The organism is Pseudomonas sp. MWU12-2319 (genome assembly GCF_023242525.1).
Taxonomy (GTDB): domain Bacteria; phylum Pseudomonadota; class Gammaproteobacteria; order Pseudomonadales; family Pseudomonadaceae; genus Aquipseudomonas; species Aquipseudomonas gingeri_D.
Map to the genome: position 1 here is coordinate 468,124 of NZ_JALJES010000001.1, position 17,297 is coordinate 485,420.

The following is a 17,297-nucleotide window of genomic DNA, read 5'->3' on the forward strand; positions in this document are numbered from 1 at the left end:
GAATCGGCGACCTGCCTCAGGAGAACCGCATGCTGCCCTTGTTACTTGCCTCAAGCTCGGCCTATCGCCGGGAATTGCTGACCCGCCTGCGCCTGCCTTTCACTTGCGCCTCGCCGGATATCGACGAAAGCCAGCGTCCCGGCGAAGCCGCCATCGAGCTGGTCAAACGCCTGGCCAAGGAAAAGGCCCGGGCCCTGGCCGCCCATCATCCGGCGCACCTGATCATCGGTTCGGACCAGGTCGCGGTACTCGACGGACAGATACTCGGCAAGCCCCACGGCTTCGAGAAAGCCCGCGAACAGCTGCTGGCCGCCAGCGGCACTCGCGTGAGCTTTCTCACCGGACTGGCGCTGCTCAACAGCCAGACCGGGGCATGCCAGGTGGACTGCGTCCCCTTCAGCGTGCAGATGCGCAGCTTGACGGTCGAACGCATTGAACGCTACCTGCACGCCGAACAACCCTATGACTGTGCCGGCAGCTTCAAGGCCGAGGGACTGGGCGTAAGCCTGTTCCAGAGCACGGAAGGACCGGATTCCACCAGCCTGATCGGACTGCCACTGATTCGTCTTGTGGACATGTTGCTGGTCGAAGGCGTACAGATTCCGTAATGCGCGCCATCGGCACGCCCTCAGCCTGCCGGCTGATCGCGAGCAAGCTTGCTCCTACATACCGGAACCCTGCATTCCACCCATAAAAAAACCGGTCATTCACGACCGGTTTTTTTATTGCTGCATGAATATCAGCGCAAGGTCGGACCCTGGAAGCCCATCCACATCGCCAACTGCTCGGCGACACTGGCACCCAGCTTTTTCGAGAATCGATCGAAAGGCGATTCCTGGACGGTAAAGTCCACCAGCTCCTTCTCGCCGATCACATCCCGCGCCACGGAACTGGCACTGCCCAGGCCGTCGATCAAGCCCAATGGCAACGCCTGCTCGCCGGACCAGATCAGCCCGGAGAACAGCTCGGGATGATCCTTGTCTTTCAGGCGATCACCACGCCCCTTCTTCACGCTGGCGATGAACTGGTTGTGGGTGGTGTCCAGGACACTCTGCCAGAACCTGGTCTCATCAGCCTTCTGTGGCTGGAACGGATCGAGAAACGCCTTGTGCTCACCCGAAGAGTACGGGCGACGCTCCACACCCAGCTTCTCCATGGTGCCGACAAAACCGTAGCCGGCCGCCGTCACCCCAATGGAACCGACCAGGCTGGACTTGTCGGCATAGATCTCGTCCGCCGCGCTGGCGATGTAGTAGGCGCCGGAAGCCCCGATATCGGAAATTACCGCGTACACCTTGGTATCCGGGTGCAGGCCACGCAGGCGACGAATCTCGTCAAACACATAACCCGACTGCACAGGACTGCCGCCCGGGCTGTTGATACGCATGATGATCGCCTTGACCTTCGGATCCTCGAAGGCCGTACGCAGGCTGCCGACAATATTGTCGGCACTGGCCGACTCCTTGTCCGCAATCACCCCGCGCACCTCGATCAGGGCGGTGTAGTGAGCCCCACGACCGGCGCTCTTCTCCATATTGATCAGCGGCGAGAACATCACCAGCGCGCCGAACAGATACACAAAGGTCAGCAGCTTGAAGAAAATCCCCCAGCGCCGCGAGCGACGTTGCTCCTGCACACCGGCCAGCAAGGTCTTTTCCAGCAGCTTCCAGCTCCTGTCATCACCCGAACCCGATTCGGCATTCGCCTTTGGCGGCGCGCCCCATTCATCAGACATGCGTACTCACCCCAACGAATTCAATTGACCCGGCCATCGAGCCAGGCATGCAACTGTGGAAAACTGTCAATCTCCAGGCGCGGCTCGAACACCCGCAACTCATCCATCGACAAGGCACCATAACCTACAGCCACTGAATCCATGCCAGCATTGCGAGCCATTTGCAAATCGAACACCGAGTCCCCGACCATCAGGGCCTGGGAAGCCGGGACACGACAATGGGCAAGAATCTGCTCGAGCATCAGCGGATGCGGCTTGCTGGCGGTTTCATCGGCGGCGCGGGTGATATCGAAATAATCCGACCAGCCATGGGCCTTCAATACCCGATCCAGGCCGCGACGGTTCTTGCCGGTCGCGACCGCCAACTGGTAGCCGCCGGCGCGAAACGCCTCCATGGACTCCAGGACGCCTGGAAACAGCGGCGAAGGAACCGTTTCAAGGGCAATATAGCTGTCGGCATAGTGCTGGCGAAAAACCACCAGCTCTTCATCGCTGATCGCCGGGTACAGGGTGCAGATCGCTTCCGGCAAGCCGAGACCGATAATGCCCTTGACCGCCGTCTCATCGCGCGGGACAAAACCCGAACGCGCGGCCGCCACCCCCATCGCCTCGACAATCCGACCAATGGAATCGGCCAAGGTGCCGTCCCAATCGAAAATCAGCAGCTTGTATTCAGACCGCACTCAGTCGCTCCACCGTCTTGGCCCACATTTCATCCACCGGTGCCTGCAACTTCAATTCGCCGCCATCGGGCAGCGGCACGGTCAGCATATAGGCGTGAAGGAACAGGCGCTTGCCGCCCAGATCGCGGATTTCCTTGGTGAAACCATCGTCACCGTACTTGCTGTCGCCGGCAATACAGTGCCCGGCGTGCAAGGTGTGCACACGAATCTGGTGGGTCCGACCGGTCACCGGCTTGGCCTCGACCATGGTGGCGAAATCACCGAAACGGCGCAGTACCTTGAACACCGTGAGCGCCTCTTTGCCCTCCTCGTTGACCTCGACCATGCGCTCGCCGGAGCGCAGGTTGCTCTTGAGCAAGGGCGCGCGCACCTGCTTGATCGAAGCCGCCCAGTTACCACGCACCAGGGCCATATAACGTTTATCGATGCCGTCGCCGCGCAGCGCTTCGTGCAGATGGCGCAACATGCTGCGCTTCTTGGCGATCATCAGCAGTCCGGAGGTGTCGCGGTCCAGGCGATGGACCAGTTCCAGCTCCTTGGCATCCGGGCGCAACTGACGGAAGGCTTCGATCACGCCATAGTTCAGGCCGCTGCCGCCGTGCACGGCAATACCGGCCGGCTTGTTGATCACGATCAGGGCCTTGTCTTCAAACACGATCGAAGCCTCCAGGCGCTGCAACAGCCCCTGGGCCAAAGGCACCGGTTCGTCGCGCTCGGGGACGCGCACGGGCGGAACCCGCACGATATCGCCGGCCTGGAGTTTGTACTCGGGCTTGATGCGACCCTTGTTCACTCGCACTTCGCCTTTGCGCAAAATGCGGTAAATCAAGGTCTTGGGCACACCCTTGAGCCGAGCGAGAAGGAAATTGTCAATGCGCTGGCCGGCATATTCCGGCGAGACCTCAAGCAGTTGTACGCCTGGAGTCGGGGGGGTAGTCGTCGTCATGCCGGCGATGATAACAATTTTTTATGGAATTGAAGCACTTAATCATTGCTGCTATAGTCGCGAACGCCGCCAAAAGCGGCTGGACAGAGGACCAACGGCCAACAGCCGGCCCTGCCCAACGCAATTCATCAGGATGCGAGGCCGTCCTACGGGGCTTTCGCCGTTCGAGGAAAGGTTCGCGATCGTAACGAGCGCAGGTGACATGAGGCCTGAAGCGCGCCGGAAAACTGAGTCAACACTCGTTTCCCGAGCCGGTATTAACGGCCAGTTCACAAAGTGCAGTCGGTCACGAGTCACACCTGGGCGAAGGCATCGGAAACAACGCCTAATTAGCCATGAGCGTGCTTTCCCCTTTCGGAGAACACGGTAAATGCCAACCCGCTGCGGATTCTGCGCGCGGCCGCACCCGAATTATCAGGGATACGTGTAGGGTGGAGATGCACAACCGTCGGACTGTGTAGCATTAGGCTTTATCAAGACGCTTCATATCGTCCACACCCGCGGTTGATTCCTCCTCCTGACAGAGCTTTTGCTTGTGAGGTGCCTTTTGTCACCCCAAGAAGCAGGACGCGTGAGTCGCGACTTCGTCCCCTCTGGACGAACCTCGCCAGACACAGGAATGGCCAACCACTCCTGACGCACCTGACACCGACCGTGAGAAGTCGTGTGTGCCGAACGCCGTTTCCGGCAGCCCGGAAACCGACGGTACTACATGAAAAGAATGCTGATTAACGCAACTCAACCCGAAGAGTTGCGTGTTGCCCTGGTAGACGGCCAGCGCCTCTACGACCTGGACATCGAGTCCGGTGCACGCGAGCAGAAGAAGGCCAATATCTATAAAGGCCGGATTACTCGCATCGAGCCAAGCCTTGAGGCTGCCTTTGTCGATTTCGGCTCTGAGCGCCACGGCTTCCTGCCGCTGAAAGAAATCTCCCGCGAATACTTCAAGAAAGCCCCCGAAGGCCGCGTCAATATCAAGGACGTCCTGAGCGAAGGCCAGGAAGTCATCGTCCAGGTCGAGAAAGAAGAACGTGGCAACAAGGGCGCCGCCCTGACCACCTTCATCAGCCTGGCCGGTCGTTACCTGGTACTGATGCCGAACAACCCACGTGCCGGCGGTATCTCCCGTCGCATCGAAGGCGAAGAGCGCAATGAACTGCGTGAAGCGCTGAACGGCCTGGTTGCCCCGGCCGACATGGGCCTGATCGTGCGCACTGCCGGCCTTGGCCGCAGCAGCGAAGAAATGCAGTGGGACCTCGACTACCTGCTGCAACTCTGGACCGCCATCAAAGAAGCCTCGCTGGATCGCTCCGCGCCTTTCCTGATCTACCAGGAAAGCAACGTGATCATCCGCGCCATCCGCGATTACCTGCGCCAGGACATCGGCGAAGTGCTGATCGACAGCGTTGAAGCCCAGGACGAAGCCCTGACCTTCATCCGCCAGGTGATGCCGCAGTACGCCAGCAAGATCAAGCTGTATGAAGACAGCGTGCCACTGTTCAACCGTTTCCAGATCGAAAGCCAGATCGAGACCGCCTTCCAGCGCGTCGTCGAACTGCCTTCCGGCGGCTCCATCGTCATCGATCCGACCGAAGCCCTGGTGTCCATCGACATCAACTCGGCGCGCGCCACCAAAGGCAGCGACATCGAAGAAACCGCGCTGCAGACCAACCTGGAAGCCGCTGAAGAAATCGCCCGTCAGTTGCGCCTGCGCGACATCGGCGGCCTGATCGTCATCGACTTCATCGACATGACCCCGGCCAAGAACCAGCGCGCCGTGGAAGAAAAAGTCCGCGAGTGCCTGGAAGCCGACCGTGCCCGCGTACAAGTCGGCCGTATCTCGCGCTTCGGCCTGCTGGAAATGTCCCGTCAGCGCCTGCGTCCGTCCCTGGGCGAAAGCAGCGGCATCGTCTGCCCGCGTTGCAACGGCACCGGCATCATCCGTGACGTCGAATCGCTGTCCCTGGCGATCCTGCGCCTGATCGAAGAAGAAGCCCTGAAGGACCGCACCGCCGAAGTCCGCGCCCAGGTGCCGATCCCGGTTGCAGCCTTCCTGCTCAACGAAAAACGCAACTCGATCACCAAGATCGAACTGCGTACCCGTGCACGCATCGTGATCCTGCCGAACGATCACCTCGAGACGCCGCACTTCGAAGTGCAACGTCTGCGTGATGACAGCCCGGAAGCCCACACCAACCAGTCCAGCTACGAAATCGCCGCTGCCGCTGCCGAAGTGGAAGAAGTCCAGCCGGCCGCGGCCACCCGTACCTTGGTTCGCCAGGAAGCGGCGGTCAAGACCGCTCCGGTCCGCGCCAACGCTCCGGTTCCGGCCGAAGAAGTCGCCGCTCCGGTTGCCGCACCCACACCGGTTATCGCCGAGCCAAGCCTGTTCAAGGGCCTGGTGAAGTCGCTGGTCAGCCTGTTCGCCAGCAAGGAAGAGCCTGTTGCACCGGCCGTGGTTGAAAAACCGGCAGCCGAGCGTCCGGCCCGTAACGAAGAGCGTCGCAACGGTCGCCAGCAGAGCCGCAACCGTAACGGTCGCCGCGATGAAGAGCGCAAGCCGCGCGAAGAACGTGCGCCACGTGAAGAACGTGCACCGCGCGAGCCGCGTGAAGAACGCGCCCCACGGGAAGAACGTGCGCCGCGTGAAGAGCGTGCGCCACGTGAAGTCCGCGAAGTGCGTGACGAAGCCCCGGCCGTAGCCCGCGAGGAACGTGCTCCACGTGCTCCGCGTGAAGAACGTGCACCACGCGCCCCGCGTGAAGATCGCAAGCCACGTGGCGAGCGTGAAGAACGCGTGCGTGAACTGCGCGAGCCACTGGATGCCGCACCGGCCGTCGCCGCTGCTGCAACGGCTGCTGTAGTCGCTGAAGAGCGTCCAGCCCGTGCGCCACGTGAAGAACGTCAGCCGCGTGCACCGCGTGAAGAACGCCAACCGCGTGCCGAGCAACCTGCTGTTGCCGGTGAAGAAGAAGTGTTGCAGGGCGAAGAGCATCTGCAGGACGACGGCCAGGACAACGCCGAGGGTGGCGATCGTCCACGTCGCCGCTCCCGTGGTCAGCGTCGCCGCAGCAACCGTCGTGAGCGTCAACGTGATGCCAACGGCAACGTGATCGAAGGTTCGGAAGAAGGCAGCGAAGAGCACCATGAGCACGCTACCGGTGCCGAACTGGCTGCCGGCCTGGCCGTGACCGCCGCTGTCGCCAGCAGCGTGATCAGTGCTCCAGCCGAAGCCGAGGCGCATCAGCAGGCCGAACTGGCCACTGCCGCGATCCAGGAAACCCCGGAGGTTGAAGCTCCGGTCGTTGAAGCCACCACCCCGGTGGAAGCGCCAGCGGTACCGGAAGTGGAAGTCGCCCCGGTTCGTGAAGCCGAGCCCGTGGTTGAAGCCGCCGTCGAGCCAGCGGTTGCCGCTGAACTGCCGGTATTCGTGGCGCCTGAACCGGCCATCGAAACCCCGGTTGTCGAAGCACCGGTTGTTGCGGCGCCAGTCGTTGAAGAACCTGTCGCTCCGGCCCCTGTCGTCGAAGCTCCGGTTGCGGAGCCCGCGCCAGAGCCGGCTCAGGAAGTCCAGGCCACGTTCCAATGGTCCGAGCCAGCCGTCGAAGCACCTCAGGCACCCGTGACCGAAACTGTGGTGGCTGAAGAGCCAGCCGTGGTTGCACAGCCAGAGCCTGCTCCGGTGGTTGCTCCAGTCGTGGCTGAAGTCGCTGCACCGGTTGCCGAGGCGGCTCCGGCCAGCGCCCTGACCAGCAACGGTCGCGCGCCGAACGATCCGCGTGAAGTGCGTCGTCGCAAGCGTGAAGAAGAGCGCCTGGCTCAGGAAGCTGCCGAACGTGCCGCTGCTGCCCCCGCAGTAGAAGCCGTGGTCGCAGCCGAACCGACGCCTGCGCCTGAAGCGGCTCCAGCGGAGTTCGTGCCGGCTGAAAGCGGAGCGGCTGCACCGAGCGTCGACGAAAACCTGCAGTCCGTCGAAGAAGTGGTTGAACATAACCACAAAGCCCAGGAAGAAGCCCACGAGCCTAAACCCCTCGCCTGACTCTGACGGCTGTTGAAAAGCCCCGCCTGCAGCGATGCAGGCGGGGCTTTTTTTGTCCGCCATTCATCGCCCACCTCCTTTCCTGCCTGAAGATCCAGCCGCCATGCAGCAAGGAAAAGCCCTACATCACAAACTGAAGCCCACTGACTGACTCCCGCTTTTCGTCGGCGCACAGTCAGCCTCTCAGGGACGGGTGAGAGGGCAATGTTCATGAAGAACGCAAACAAGAGGCTGGCCTGGTGCTTTCCTTTCAAGGTCGCAGGTGCTCGCAGCCGGGAAGTCGCTGACCCGCAAACCTGCTACGACGCCCTGGCCAAAGCCACGGGCGGCACCTACCCGCTGGGGCAAGGCGGCCTCTGGCATGGCGGGGTGCATTTCGACAAGAACACGGCGGCGCTCCTCGACCAGGAGGCCGTACGTTGCATTGCCGATGGCGAAGTCATTGCCTACCGCATCGATCAGGCCTACCCCACCTCCCCCAAGGCCAACGGCGAGCCGGCGGCCTATTCAACGGGGTTCGTGCTGATCAAGCATTGCCTGAGCCTTCCCGGCCAGCCGTACAGCGCAATCTCCCCGCTGCCGCCACAGTCGCTGACGTTCTACAGCCTCTATATGCATTTACTCAGTTGGGAGCACTACCAGCGCGACCCCGGCAGAGCCAGGCCGGCTTTCTGGATGGAAGAACCTCAAGCCAAGGCCCGGGTCATCTCTCTCGATACTCCGTTCGCCATCAAGGCCGGAGCACTGATCGGTCATCCCGGCATCTTCAGTACACCCAGTCATGGGGATGGCGAAGGCCTGCTGCATCTGGAAGTCTTCAGTTGCGACGATGTGCCGGCCTTTATCGAAAAGAGTCGCGCCTATGCCGCCAGCCTCCCCGAGAGTGAAAGAAGCCTGGCCCGCATCAGTAGAATCGCCAGTGCTCTGGTGCCACACACTCCTGATATCAACGCCAGTCACCCGCCGAAGATGGCAAAACGCAGCCTGCGGACGCTCCCGGGCCTGATCCTGCCACGGGTGGTCCTCGATAACCTGCCGTCCGATCACCGGATCCGCGACACCTTTGCCCTGCCCGGCCTGAAGCCCTACACCCAGCACTGGTGGCACCTCAAGAACCGCATGGCCGATGCCAGTGGCCAGCGTGTCAGCGGCTGGCTGGGCGAGAGTGCGCTGTTCTTCGACGACTACAGTCCGTGGGATTGGGCCGGCTTTGATTGCCTGCGCGAAACGACCTGCCATAGCGAACAGTTGGCCTGTCACTTCCAGGCCATGGAGTTGTTCAGCAAGGCACAACAGGCCGACTACGACTTGCAGGTGCACAAGGCGAACAACGGCCCGATCAAGACCCGACTGCGTCAGATTATCCAGGGCAACGCTGATTCCATCGCGGTCAGCCCGCTGCTGACACCAAAGCGAATTCGCGCCGCGCTGGACAATCCCCATCACGCCCAAGCCATTTCGCAGTTGATTGTTCATTATGAAAGCGAGTGGTTCTGGAACCCCGCCAAATGGAATGAACTGGATCACCTGCTACGACACAGTGACAGCGAACCCAATAAACGCTGGGAGCAGGAGAAAAAGCGGATTCAGAAACTGTCCTGGTGGGCCGAGTTGGCGGGAAAGCATGGGATCAATCCGGACGGGAAAGCCTGGTACTTTCATCCCATCGGGTTATTGGCAAACTTTGTGGTCATCGAAGATGAAAACGACCTCAAGTGGCTCACGGTGGAGCGAGGACAACTGACGTTTGATGTGGAAGGTAATGATATTGATGATCCAACCCATCCGCTGCATATCTACTTCAGTCGCAAGGTGCACTGGCCGGGTGGGGCATCGGGAATAACCATTGGTCGCGGGTATGATCTGGGACAGAACAGAAATGCCGAAGCCGATCTGGCGGCGGCCAATATTCCTGAGCCGTTGTATAGCTGGTTGATTGGCGCCAAAGGGCTTCATGGTCAGGCGGCAAGAAACTATCTCAAGGCTGCCAGCTCGGAGATCAAAAGATTTTCCATCTCTAGAAAGCAACAGCATGAACTCTTCCAACCCGTCTACGATTTTATGGAAAGCGAGGTCCTTCGAGTCTCAGAAAAAACCGACATCACAGACAAGTATGGGAAATTGAACTGGCATTCAACCCACAGAGCGATCAAGGACCTAATAGTCGACTTAAGATACCGTGGGGATTACGACGCCCGATCCAGGGCACTGCTGCAACGACACCTCATAAACAATGACCTCGACAAACTGTACTCAGTCATCAGCGCCCCATCAAACTGGCCAAACGTACCCAGCGACCGCTTCAACAGGCGCATAAGCTACCTAGATAAATCCAGGTAACCACATGAAGAGCACAATCATTCTACTACTCGTTTCCGCCCTCACCGACGTCAACGCAGCCAGTGATAAAGCAAACTACAACACCATATACGAAGCTCACTCAAGAAGAATCGGCGAAGTCGTAGCCCGCTACATTAAAACCCACGACGACCCCTGCCTGACCATAGAAGTGCTGGATCCGGACAAAAAATGGATCATTCTATCCAGAAAGAAAATATGTTCCATAAACGGAAAATCTTTTATAGATCAAGTTACTTATTCAAATTTTGAAAAAATAACCTTCTCGGACAAAGGGATAACTAGCAGTCTACTTGTTTTCCCTCTATTGCCCGCTGCACGAGAGAGATACGACTGTCTGATCCCAATCAAAGGTCCCACAATAGGAGCGCTCGCCTGCTCGAAACCGACATACGAGTACGATTAAACCCGAGCCAATACCAACGAACAGCCAAATTGCGTTGATATCGGAAGTATCGTCTCGCTAAAGACTCGCTACAAAAACATCAAATGCTCAGGCCTATCAACATCCCAAAGCACACCAGGATCTTCGACAGAAACCTCTCGCACTTTGCCTTCCGCAAACAGCGGCTTGGCCCCGCGATCTCCCGACAACCCCATCAGGGCCGGTCCAAACGAACGCCCGAATCCCACCGGATGCCCATACTCACCTCGAAAAACCGGCACGAAAACTCCGTCGCCCTCAATCCCTGCCATCACCTGTGCAATCGTCCCCGGCAGGATAAACGGCATATCCCCCAGCACCACCAGCCAGCCCGCCGATTCGGCCGTCGCCGTCACTGCAGCGGCGAGACTGTCGCCCATGCCCGTCGACTCGATCAGCAGCACCCGGCAGCCATACACCTGCGCCAGACGAATGACCTCCAAGCGATCCGCCGTCGTCGCCAATAACCGGGATCCAAGCCCCTGCGGCAAACTCAGCAGCACATGCTCCAACACAGCCCGCTCGACACCATCACGCCCAACACAGCGCGCCAGCAACTTGTCCTGATCGGCCCCCGCCGACTGTCGAAAACGACTGCCCTGCCCCGCCGCCAGGACAATAGCCGCGATCTCCTCACTCACTGGCCGCCAGCTCCGGCTTTTTCTGCCGTAACTCGACGCCGTTCTTGATCGCGACGATTTCCGCCATCAAGGACAAGGCAATCTCCGCGGGTGTATGGCTGCCGATATGCAGGCCAATCGGACCATGCAGGCGAGCAATGGCCTCCGCACTCAAGCCCAACGCCGCCAGATTATCTCGGCGCTTCTGGCTATTGACCCGCGAGCCCAGCGCACCGATATAAAACGCCCGGGAATTCAGCGCCGTCAGCAGCGCCATATCGTCAAGCCGGGGGTCATGGGTCAGGGCGACGATCGCCGTGCGTTCGTCGGTCTGGATATTCAGCACCGCCTCATCGGGCATGCCCGGTACAAAACGCCCGTGCTGTTCTTCCCAGCCATAGACGAACTCCTTGCGTGGATCGCAGATCAAGACTTCGAAATCCAGCAACCGGGCCATTTCCGCCACGTAGCGCGACAACTGTCCGGCACCGATCAGCAGCAAGCGCCAGCGCGGACCGTAGATCGCCCGCAAGCGCTCACCGTCAAAACTCAGGGTGTCGCTCTTGCCCGCGTTGCTCAAGGTCACTTCGCCGGTGGCCAGGTTCAGCTCCCGAGCGACAATCTCATGGGCCTCGCAGCGCGCCAGCAACTGCGCCACCCAACCCGGATCGCCTACCCGCTCCTCGGTCAAGCGCAAAGTCCCACCACAGGGCAGGCCAAAACGCGCCGCCTCGTCACGGCTCACGCCATAGGTCACCAGTTGCACCGGCGGCCCGTCTTCCGACAGGCGCCCATCCTGCAAACGCTGGATCAGGTCATCCTCGATGCAACCTCCGGACACCGAGCCGATCACCACGCCGTCCTCGCGCAAGGCCAGCATCGCCCCCGGCGGCCGTGGCGCACTGCCCCAGGTCTGGACCACGCTGTAGAGCACCACCCGCTGCCCCGCGCGACGCCATTGCAGGACACTGCGCAGGACATTCAGATCGACACTGTCCATCAGGCTTTCACCTGGTTCCAGCCTTGCAGCTGGTAACGCACCGGCAGGTTGCGAATACGCTTGCCGGTGGCGGCAAAGATCGCGTTGCACAGCGCCGGCGCAATCGGTGGCACGCCCGGCTCACCGACACCACCCAACGGCACCTCGCCCGGTGGCGTGACCAGATGCACCGCCACCTCCTTCGGCGCCAGGGACATGCGCGCCACTTCGTACATATGGAAATTGTCCTGCTGGACCTTGCCCTCCTTGAAGCTGATCTCGCCCAGCACGGCGTTGCCCAGGCCCATGACACAGGCCCCTTCGAACTGCGAACGGATCCGCTCCGGGTTGATCTGCGGGCCGCAGTCCACGGCGATATCGGCCTTGTGCACGATCAAGCTGCCGTCATCCTTGACCTCCACCTCGATCACCGCGGCCACGTAGGTGACAAAGCTGTAATGCACCGCCAGCCCCAGGCCACGCCCCGGCGGCAACTTGCGCCCCCAGCCGGCGGCCTTGGTCGCGGTTTCCAGGACTGCGCGCATACGCCCGGTATCGATGGGATAACGCTCGGGGGACTCACCGTAGTTCCATTGATCGCTCAGGGTACGCGGGTCGATCTGGCGATCCGGCGCCAGCAACTTGAGCTGATAGGCCAGTGGATCCTGGCCGGCTTTATGGGCCAGTTCGTCGACAAAACTCTGGATGGCGAAACCATGGGGGATATTCGATACCGAACGGTACCAGCCCACCCGCGTATGCACCTTGGCCTCCGGGTTTTCCAGGCGCACGTTGGGAATGTTGTAGGCCATGTTGGTAAAGCCCATGCCCAGTTCAAAGGCGCCCTCGTTGTTCATATTGGGCGCGAACAGTGCCGTGATACTCGGTGCCACGGTGCGGTGCAGCCAACCGGACGGCGTGCCATCCTTGTTCAGGCTGGCCCGCAGGTATTCCGCCGACACGGTGTGGAAATACGAATAGTGGATATCGTCCTCGCGGGTCCACTGCACGCGCACGGCCTGGCCCGGCATTGCCTTGGCAAGAATGGCCGCCTCGATGATGTAGTCAGGCTTGGACTTGCGCCCGAAACCGCCGCCGAGCAGGGTCACGTTGACCGTCACCTGGTCGAAGCCGATCCCCAGGCGCTCGGCGATCCGCTCGCGGGTCACCTGGGGTGCCTGGGTCGGCGCCCAGGCTTCGCAGTGGCCGTCGTTGAAACGGGCGATGGCAACCATCGGTTCCATCGGCGACTGGGCCAGGTGCGGCAGGTAATAACCGGCTTCGAACTGGCTGTCGGCGCGTTTCAGGGCCTCCTCGACATTGCCGGTATCGCGCACCACCTTGCCCGGCTGGCGTGCCGAGGCTTCCAGTTCCTGGCGGTAGGCAATCGAGTCATAACCGGCATTGACGCCGTCATCCCAGACGATCGTCAGCGCATCGCGGCCCTTGATCGCCGCCCAGGTATTGCTGGCAATCACCGCCACACCACCCAGCGTCTGGAACTCGGAAGGCAACGGACGACTTTCGATTTCCACGACCTTGAGCACGCCCGGGACCTTCAGCGCGGCGCTGGCATCAAAGGATTTGACCTTGCCGCCGTACACTCGAGGACGAGCTACAGTGGCGTAGACGGTGCCTTCAAAATGCACATCGGCACCGTACAACGCTCGGCCATTGACGATATCCGCGCCGTCGATGGCCCGGAACGCTTCCTTGCCGATATAGCGGAATTCCGACGCTTGCTTGAGCTTCAGGCTGTCGCGGGCAGGAACGGCCAGTGCGGCGGCCGCGGCCGCCAGGGCACCGTAACCGAGCTCGCGCCCGCTCGGGCTGTGGATAACCTTGTGCAGCTGCGCCCGGCATTCCGCCACCGGGACTTTCCACTGCGCGGCCGCCGCCTGTTCGAGCATGGTCCGGGCCGCCGCGCCGCAACGCCGCATCGGTTCGTACCAGTGGCGCATGCTGCGGGAACCGTCGGTGTCCTGGTTGCCGAAACGCACCTCGTCGCCCGGCGCCTGCTTGACCTTGACCCTTGCCCAGTCGGCCTCAAGCTCGTCCGCCACCACCATGCTCAGGCTGGTGCGCACGCCCTGGCCCATCTCGGCGCGGTTGCAGATCACCGTCACACTGCCATCGGCCTCGATACTCACATAGACCTTGGGATCATCGACCCAGCCATTGGGCATATGGTCGGCCCCATATTTCTGCTCGCCTTCGGCAAAGGCCTCGGGCAGGCCCCAGCTTGCCGCCAGGACCAGTGCACCGGTGGCGCCGACACCCTTGAGAAAGCCACGCCGGCTGAGATTGCTCAGGACGAAATCGTTCAGGGACGGGTTCATGCCTTGGTCTCCCGCAGATGGGCCGCGGCCTGGTGAATGGCCGTCTTGATGCGGTTATAGGTCCCGCAACGGCAGATATTCCCGACCATGGCCTCTTCGATCTGGGCATCGCTGGGCTTGGGGTTGACCTTGAGCAAGGCCGTGGCCGACATGATCTGCCCGCCCTGGCAGAAGCCGCACTGGGCAACGCCGCCGTCCAGCCACGCCTGCTGCACAGCCTGGCCGACCGGATCGCTGTGCAGGTTGTCGATGGTGCTGATGCTCTGCCCCGCCACGGAGCCGACCGGGGTGATGCAGGAACGTGCCGGCAGCCCGTCGATGTGCACGGTGCAGGCACCGCACAGTCCCATGCCGCAGCCGAATTTGGTCCCGGTATAACCTGCCACATCACGGATCGCCCAGAGCAGCGGCATGTCCTCGGTGACGTCCAGTGGATGGTCTTGACCGTTGAGTTTCAGGGTAATCATGGGCACGCCCGCATAGTTCAAGGTTATGGGGTCGAGCCATCCGCCGTTGAGTGCCACGGTTCGACACGGGGCGGATCGACTCAGGCTAACAGGCTCTCTCATGAAGCAAACGCTTCATCGGGCCTTTCATGGGATCTGTTTTTACGCCGTTGGCCGGCGAAGGGAAAGCCGTATTCGGAAAAAAGCCTTGCGTACGCTGGATCGCTCTGAATCGGGCTTGCCGGTGATAACGCTGCGACAGATGCCAGCGCTATCACCGAAAAAGCATAGCCTCAGTAGAGATTCGGCTCCATTTCCAGCTCAACGGTAAATCGTTGCAAAATGTCAGCCTGGATCCGCCGGGCCAGGGCCAGCAATTGCAGGCCGCTCGCCGTGCCATAGTTGACCAGCACCAAGGACTGCAAAAGGTGTACACCTGCATCTTCTTCGCGAAAACCTTTCCAGCCCGCCGCCTCGATCAACCAGCCCGCCGCCAGTTTCACCTGGCCGTCAGGCTGTGGATAACTCACCAGCCCGGGATGCGCCAACTTCAATTCGGCAGCCTGGGCAGCCGACACCAGGGGGTTCTTGAAGAAACTCCCGGCATTGCCCAGCACAGCGGGATCGGGCAGCTTTTCGCTGCGGATACTGCAGATGGCCCGACTGACATCGCTGGCGGTCGGCTGGCTCACACCCTGCTCGGCCAGGCGCTGGGCCACCGGGCCGTAGCCCAGGTGCAGATGCTCGGCACGGCTCAAGGCAAAGCGTACACGCAGGATCAACCAACGCCCGGCGGCGTGTTTGAACAGACTGTCGCGATAACCGAACTGACATTCCTGCAGGGAAAACTCGCGCAACTCACCCGTCTCGCGATCCAGCGCGGTCAGGCCGGCAAACACATCCTTGATCTCGACCCCGTAGGCGCCGATGTTCTGCATCGGGGCTGCACCAACGGTGCCGGGAATCAGGCTGAGGTTTTCCAGACCGTTCCAGCCCTGGGCCAGGGTCGACAGCACAAAGGGATGCCAGGGCTCGCCGGCCTCGGCTTCGATCACGACATTGATGCCATCATCGCGCAGCAGGCGAATCCCCCGGGTGCCCATGCGCAACACCAGCGCCTGGATATCCGCGGTCAGCAACAGGTTGCTGCCGCCACCGATCACCAGCAACGGCAACTGATGCTGCGCCGCATAGGCCAGGGCCTCGCGGACATCGGCATCGCTGTGGGCCTCGGCGAACCACTGCGCACGAACATCGACACCAAAGCTGTTATAGGGTTTGAGGGAGACCCCGGCTTGCACTTGCAGGGTCATAGACGCCCCTTGAGTTCGATCACCAGCCGATCGCTGGCCTGTTCGATCAGGTCCAGGACCTGCTCGAAACCCTGTTCTTCGTCGTAGTACGGGTCCGGCACTTCCTCCACCGCCCCGTCATAACGTCGCAGGAACAGGTCCAGTTCGGCCTTGCCCTGGGCCGGCTGGAGCAACTTGAGGTTGCGCAGGTTGCTCTGGTCCATGGCCAGGATCAGATCGTAGCGGTTGAAATCCGCCGCCGCGACCTGTCGGGCACGCTGGGCCGACAAGTCATAGCCGCGCATCCGCGCCGCCCGCTGGCTGCGGCTGTCCGGCGACTTGCCGACATGCCAGGCACCAGTGCCGGCGGAGGCCACTTCGATCTGTTCGGCCAGGCCAGCCTCACGCAATTTGTGCCGCAACACTCCTTCGGCCGTGGGCGAACGACAGATATTGCCCAGGCAGACAAACAGAACCCGCATCAGGCCTCCAGCAACCGACGAACACGATCAAGGTCTTGTGCCGTATCGACGCCGGTCGGTGGCGCCTCCAGGGCATCGGCGACATGAATCCGCACGCCGTGCCACAGCGCCCGTAGCTGCTCCAGGCGCTCGGTGGTTTCCAGCCAGCACGGGCCCCAGCTGACAAAGTCATGCAGGAAACCGGCACGGTAGGCGTAGATGCCGATATGCCGGCGGAACGGTATGCCTGACGGCAGTTGCTCGCGGCTGATGGCGAAGTCATCCCGCGCCCAGGGCAGGGTCGCGCGGCTGAACGTCAGCGCCAGGCCGTTGATGTCGCTGACCACCTTGACCACATTCGGGTTGAACAGGGTTTCCACGTCGTGGATCGGCTCGGCCAGGGTGGCCATGCGCGCTTCGCTGTGGGCCGCGAGGTTGGCCGCGACCTGATCGATCACCACAGGGGGAATCAGCGGCTCGTCGCCCTGGACGTTGACGACGATGTCATCCGCCGCCAGGCCCAGCAAAGTGGCGACCTCGGCCAGGCGATCGGTGCCGGACTCGTGATCTTCGCGGGTCAGCAGCACTTCGGCACCAAAGGCCCGGCAGGCCTCGACGATACGTGCATCATCAGTGGCCACCACCACCCGCTGGGCGCTGCTTTTGCACGCCTGCTCCCAGGTGTGCTGGATCATCGGCTTGCCGGCGATCAGTTGCAGCGGCTTGGCCGGCAGGCGGGTGGAGGAAAAGCGCGCCGGAATCACGACGACGAACGGGGTGCTCATTTGTCCAGGCGCTCGTCGGTGCTCAGGGTCCGGGCTTCGCTTTCCAGCATGACCGGAATGCCGTCGCGGATCGGATAGGCCAGGCCCGCGCCCTTGCTGATCAGTTCGGTCTTGTCGGCGCTGAGCTTGAGGGGACCTTTGCAGATCGGGCAGGCGAGGATGTCGAGCAGTTTGGTGTCCATGAGGATTC

General features: G+C 61.4%; 15 protein-coding genes. 4 read left to right on the top strand and 11 right to left on the bottom strand.

All coding sequences use genetic code 11. From position 1 onward, the window contains the following. Nucleotides 1-29 precede the first annotated feature (29 nt). Nucleotides 30-608 carry a nucleoside triphosphate pyrophosphatase gene (locus M5C01_RS01925; protein WP_152737127.1) on the top strand — a complete coding sequence of 193 codons (579 nt, stop codon included), beginning with the start codon at nucleotides 30-32 and terminating at the stop codon, nucleotides 606-608. Nucleotides 609-739: 131 nt separating this feature from the next. Here the strand turns inward: M5C01_RS01925 and M5C01_RS01930 are convergent, their stop codons facing one another. From M5C01_RS01930 to rluC, 3 genes are read right to left on the bottom strand one after another with little or no spacing between them, the layout of a single operon-like run. Beyond that, nucleotides 740-1,735: a S49 family peptidase gene (locus M5C01_RS01930; protein ID WP_152737128.1), complete on the bottom strand. Its 996-nt coding sequence runs from the start codon at nucleotides 1,733-1,735 to the stop codon at nucleotides 740-742. A gap of 20 nt (nucleotides 1,736-1,755) precedes the next feature. Beyond that, on the bottom strand, nucleotides 1,756-2,418 hold the full coding sequence (locus tag M5C01_RS01935) for an HAD-IA family hydrolase (RefSeq protein ID WP_177100299.1): 663 nt from the start codon (nucleotides 2,416-2,418) through the stop codon (nucleotides 1,756-1,758). Further along, nucleotides 2,408-3,364, bottom strand: a complete 957-nt coding sequence (rluC, locus tag M5C01_RS01940) for a 23S rRNA pseudouridine(955/2504/2580) synthase RluC (RefSeq protein ID WP_103496768.1) — start codon at nucleotides 3,362-3,364, stop codon at nucleotides 2,408-2,410. Before rluC ends, M5C01_RS01935 begins: the two co-directional genes overlap by 11 nt. Nucleotides 3,365-4,076: 712 nt before the next feature. Here rluC and rne point away from each other — a divergent pair. The 3 genes from rne to M5C01_RS01955 all read left to right on the top strand — a co-directional run bounded on the left by rne (nucleotide 4,077) and on the right by M5C01_RS01955 (nucleotide 10,167). Continuing rightward, entirely contained in the window at nucleotides 4,077-7,403 is a 3,327-nt protein-coding gene (gene rne / locus M5C01_RS01945) for a ribonuclease E (protein WP_152737129.1), read from the top strand. 204 nt (nucleotides 7,404-7,607) lie between these two features. Next, a complete protein-coding gene (locus tag M5C01_RS01950) occupies nucleotides 7,608-9,743 on the top strand; it encodes a hypothetical protein (RefSeq protein WP_152737130.1) in 2,136 nt (711 codons plus the stop codon). A 4-nt stretch (nucleotides 9,744-9,747) separates the two neighbouring features. After that, nucleotides 9,748-10,167 carry a hypothetical protein gene (locus M5C01_RS01955; protein ID WP_152737131.1) on the top strand — a complete coding sequence of 140 codons (420 nt, stop codon included), beginning with the start codon at nucleotides 9,748-9,750 and terminating at the stop codon, nucleotides 10,165-10,167. Nucleotides 10,168-10,235: 68 nt separating this feature from the next. Here M5C01_RS01955 and M5C01_RS01960 read toward each other — a convergent pair whose 3' ends face one another. The 8 genes from M5C01_RS01960 to M5C01_RS01995 form a co-directional block, all read right to left on the bottom strand. Beyond that, on the bottom strand, nucleotides 10,236-10,826 hold the full coding sequence (locus M5C01_RS01960; RefSeq protein ID WP_178129736.1) for a nucleotidyltransferase family protein: 591 nt from the start codon (nucleotides 10,824-10,826) through the stop codon (nucleotides 10,236-10,238). Further along, on the bottom strand, nucleotides 10,819-11,805 hold the full coding sequence (locus tag M5C01_RS01965) for an XdhC family protein (protein ID WP_152737132.1): 987 nt from the start codon (nucleotides 11,803-11,805) through the stop codon (nucleotides 10,819-10,821). The genes M5C01_RS01960 and M5C01_RS01965 overlap by 8 nt, the downstream gene beginning before the upstream one ends. Then, a complete protein-coding gene (locus tag M5C01_RS01970) occupies nucleotides 11,805-14,123 on the bottom strand; it encodes a xanthine dehydrogenase family protein molybdopterin-binding subunit (RefSeq protein ID WP_152737133.1) in 2,319 nt (772 codons plus the stop codon). Before M5C01_RS01970 ends, M5C01_RS01965 begins: the two co-directional genes overlap by 1 nt. Further along, complete coding sequence (locus M5C01_RS01975) at nucleotides 14,120-14,590, bottom strand: (2Fe-2S)-binding protein (RefSeq protein WP_103496762.1); 471 nt, start codon at nucleotides 14,588-14,590, stop codon at nucleotides 14,120-14,122. Before M5C01_RS01975 ends, M5C01_RS01970 begins: the two co-directional genes overlap by 4 nt. Nucleotides 14,591-14,862: 272 nt before the next feature. Beyond that, nucleotides 14,863-15,882, bottom strand: a complete 1,020-nt coding sequence (gene murB, locus M5C01_RS01980) for a UDP-N-acetylmuramate dehydrogenase (RefSeq protein WP_152737134.1) — start codon at nucleotides 15,880-15,882, stop codon at nucleotides 14,863-14,865. Then, nucleotides 15,879-16,343: a low molecular weight protein-tyrosine-phosphatase gene (locus M5C01_RS01985; protein ID WP_152737135.1), complete on the bottom strand. Its 465-nt coding sequence runs from the start codon at nucleotides 16,341-16,343 to the stop codon at nucleotides 15,879-15,881. The genes murB and M5C01_RS01985 overlap by 4 nt, the downstream gene beginning before the upstream one ends. Next, nucleotides 16,343-17,107 (bottom strand): 3-deoxy-manno-octulosonate cytidylyltransferase, encoded by a 765-nt coding sequence (kdsB, locus tag M5C01_RS01990; RefSeq protein WP_152737136.1) that lies wholly within the window; start codon nucleotides 17,105-17,107, stop codon nucleotides 16,343-16,345. Before kdsB ends, M5C01_RS01985 begins: the two co-directional genes overlap by 1 nt. After that, entirely contained in the window at nucleotides 17,104-17,289 is a 186-nt protein-coding gene (locus M5C01_RS01995) for a Trm112 family protein (protein WP_007931663.1), read from the bottom strand. Before M5C01_RS01995 ends, kdsB begins: the two co-directional genes overlap by 4 nt. Nucleotides 17,290-17,297: the final 8 nt, after the last annotated feature.

Bases quoted from the DNA above. Each gene is read 5' to 3' on its own strand.
- M5C01_RS01955 (WP_152737131.1), top strand. From the start codon at position 9,748: ATGAAGAGCACAATCATTCTACTACTCGTTTCCGCCCTCACCGACGTC.
- M5C01_RS01930 (WP_152737128.1), bottom strand. From the start codon at position 1,735: ATGTCTGATGAATGGGGCGCGCCGCCAAAGGCGAATGCCGAATCGGGT.
- rluC (WP_103496768.1), bottom strand. From the start codon at position 3,364: ATGACGACGACTACCCCCCCGACTCCAGGCGTACAACTGCTTGAGGTC.
- murB (WP_152737134.1), bottom strand. From the start codon at position 15,882: ATGACCCTGCAAGTGCAAGCCGGGGTCTCCCTCAAACCCTATAACAGC.
- M5C01_RS01995 (WP_007931663.1), bottom strand. From the start codon at position 17,289: ATGGACACCAAACTGCTCGACATCCTCGCCTGCCCGATCTGCAAAGGT.
- M5C01_RS01970 (WP_152737133.1), bottom strand. From the start codon at position 14,123: ATGAACCCGTCCCTGAACGATTTCGTCCTGAGCAATCTCAGCCGGCGT.
- kdsB (WP_152737136.1), bottom strand. From the start codon at position 17,107: ATGAGCACCCCGTTCGTCGTCGTGATTCCGGCGCGCTTTTCCTCCACC.
- M5C01_RS01925 (WP_152737127.1), top strand. From the start codon at position 30: ATGCTGCCCTTGTTACTTGCCTCAAGCTCGGCCTATCGCCGGGAATTG.
- rne (WP_152737129.1), top strand. From the start codon at position 4,077: ATGAAAAGAATGCTGATTAACGCAACTCAACCCGAAGAGTTGCGTGTT.
- M5C01_RS01950 (WP_152737130.1), top strand. From the start codon at position 7,608: ATGTTCATGAAGAACGCAAACAAGAGGCTGGCCTGGTGCTTTCCTTTC.
- M5C01_RS01985 (WP_152737135.1), bottom strand. From the start codon at position 16,343: ATGCGGGTTCTGTTTGTCTGCCTGGGCAATATCTGTCGTTCGCCCACG.
- M5C01_RS01975 (WP_103496762.1), bottom strand. From the start codon at position 14,590: ATGATTACCCTGAAACTCAACGGTCAAGACCATCCACTGGACGTCACC.
- M5C01_RS01965 (WP_152737132.1), bottom strand. From the start codon at position 11,805: ATGGACAGTGTCGATCTGAATGTCCTGCGCAGTGTCCTGCAATGGCGT.